The sequence below is a fragment of the Clostridium sp. genome, assembly GCF_026168755.1.
Classification (GTDB): domain Bacteria; phylum Bacillota; class Clostridia; order Clostridiales; family Clostridiaceae; genus Clostridium.
In genome coordinates, this window is record NZ_JAPFDR010000100.1 from 1 (window position 1) to 2,444 (window position 2,444).

The 2,444-nt window shown below is 26.2% G+C and carries 3 protein-coding genes; 2 read left to right on the forward strand and 1 reads right to left on the reverse strand.

What is annotated here, in order from left to right:
- Nucleotides 1-117: 117 nt before the first annotated feature.
- Nucleotides 118-1,026 carry a hypothetical protein gene (locus Q0Y03_RS15345; protein WP_297714654.1) on the reverse strand — a complete coding sequence of 303 codons (909 nt, stop codon included), beginning with the start codon at nt 1,024-1,026 and terminating at the stop codon, nt 118-120.
- 418 nt (nt 1,027-1,444) lie between these two features.
- Between Q0Y03_RS15345 and Q0Y03_RS15350 the strand changes: the two genes are divergently transcribed.
- Complete coding sequence (locus Q0Y03_RS15350; RefSeq protein WP_363318759.1) at nt 1,445-1,681, forward strand: GNAT family N-acetyltransferase; 237 nt, start codon at nt 1,445-1,447, stop codon at nt 1,679-1,681.
- Between the two features lie 78 nt (nt 1,682-1,759).
- Nucleotides 1,760-2,149, forward strand: coding sequence for a nucleotidyltransferase domain-containing protein (locus Q0Y03_RS15355; protein WP_297714655.1), 390 nt, complete (start codon nt 1,760-1,762; stop codon nt 2,147-2,149).
- Nucleotides 2,150-2,444 lie beyond the last annotated feature (295 nt).

A 2,444-nucleotide genomic window follows, 5' to 3' on the forward strand; every position in this document is an offset into this window, starting at 1 on the left:
CATTTGGGGTAAACTTTCAGCTTTTATGTTAGTATTTAGTAATACTTTTTGTTTATAATTTTAAATTATATATTTAGTTATAAATAATAAATAATATCTATTTTCAGAATTTTAAAATTATTTAAATCTTGATTCACATATATTATATATATTATTATTATTTATATATATATTATTACGTGAAGTAGATACATTATCGTATCTACCTTGGTCATCACTAGGTACATCAACATACCTACTTTTTGCATAACTAGGTACAACAGTGTAACTATCTTGTGCATTACCAGTTACATCAATGTATCTACATTCTTCCTTTGTAGATACATCAGTGTACCTACTTTTTTCATAACTAGATACATCAGAGTAACTATCTTGTGCATTACCAGTTACATCAGCGTATCTACCTTCTTCCTTTGTAGATACATCAGTATACCTACTTTCTGCATAACTAGGTACATCAGCGTAACTATCCTGTGAATTAGCAGTTACATCAATGTATCTACCTACTTCTCTTGTAGATATATCAGTGTACCCACTTTCTTCATAACTAGATACATCAGCGTAACTATCCTGTGAATTAGCAGTTACATCAATGTATCTACCTACTTCTCTTGTAGATATATCAGTGTACCCACTTTCTTCATAACTAGATACATCAGCGTAACTATCCTGTGAATTAGCAGTTACATCAACGTATCTACCTTCTTTTCTTGTAGATACATCAGTATACATACTTTCTTCAGAATTATTAGATAATAAATAATCCTTTATTATAACATATATATTTTTCTTTCCATAATTCTTTTCAATTCTTATATACTTCTTATCTTGTAATGTTTTTAAAACGCTATAAATAGCTTTCTTATTCTTAATGCAAAAATAATCTAATAAAGTCTGTAATCCTACAGAAATAATATTACTATCTTCAAAATCAAATGCCTTTAATGCAATAAGCATATCTCTTTCTTTTCTGTTAATTTCTTTATCTAACATAAGCTTATGTAATAGATCTAACTGCTTCCCCATAACTTAACCCTACCTTTCTATACCACTAGATATATAGTTTTTTAACCTCATTTGGTATATTTCATTTAATAATTAAATTTTACCATTGAAATGTTAAGGAAATATAAATTTTAAAAATTTTTTTGTTAAATTAGTAAAGCAAAAGATCATAATTTTTTATGACTAGATAATCAATCCTAAGAAAAAATAATAAATTAATTTCGAGAATTTTTAATGCAGTAAATATCAAAAATAAGGGTATGGAAATTATGCTTGATTACGAAAGAAGAGAAACAACTACATTAGAAAAACTTCTACCAGATTGTGGGGAATGTATCGCTATAATAATAGTGAACTTAATCAATAAACTCTAACTTAGGGAGTATATGAAGTTTAACAAAGTTATTATTTTATGGTTAATAGATTATAATTATATGGAATTGGCATAAAACCTAACTACTGTAGTAAGGGAATAGGAAAAGTAATAACAAAGATGGCTTTAATTGAAAGTCAAAATAGGTTTCCTAATAAACCTGTTATATTAGAGGTTAGGACTTGGAACAAAAGGGCTGTGAATTGTTATAAATCACAGGGATTTGAAATTGTTGAAACAAAACAGCAACAAACATATATTGGATTTGGAGAATTTTATATAATGAGATATGATTTGAAATAATTTTAATAGGATATTTTTTTATTCATAATTTTGATTTATTGTGAGTCATAAATGGGAATTTATAGGAGTGTTAATATTTTGTTTGAGGATTTTTTTAACGAACTTAAAGAATATGCAAGGAATACTTCACATATTGAGAGCATTATTATTGTAGGCTCTTATGATAGAGGAACAAATAAAAAAAATTCAGATTTAGATATTGTTATCATCACATCAAATAAATCTGGAATGATTGCAAATCAAGATTTTACCCAAGATTTTGGGGAGGTTTATAAACAACAAATTGAATATTATGGTGCTTGTACTTCTATTCGTGTGTGGTACAAGGACGGAAAAGAAGTTGAATTTGGAATTGTAGAACCGTCAAGGATTTCAATTCCCTTAGATACTGGGACTTATAAAGTATTGTCTGATGGATATAAAATTATCATAGACAAAAAACGGTATTTTGAAAATTTGAAATTATAAAATTCCAGTTTGTATACATAGTTAAAAAACCTCACTTATTACTGATACGGAGAACGTACCTATTAAGAACCAAAATTATTAGAAAAAATATTAATAATTAGTATTTAATTCTAAAAGAACTTTTAAGCTTGTAAAAGATATCTATAGTTTAAGCAATTAAAATCAAGTTACTATTAAATAAATTTTCAGTTAATGTTATAATAAAGTAAATATATGATAACAATTTAACTAAAGATGAGAAGTACGAGGTAATTATATATGAGAAAAGTTAAGCCTTTGAATGATTTTATATTTA

Excerpts from the sequence above, each read along its gene's own strand:
- Q0Y03_RS15345 (WP_297714654.1), bottom strand. The coding sequence starts at position 1,026 with ATGGGGAAGCAGTTAGATCTATTACATAAGCTTATGTTAGATAAAGAA.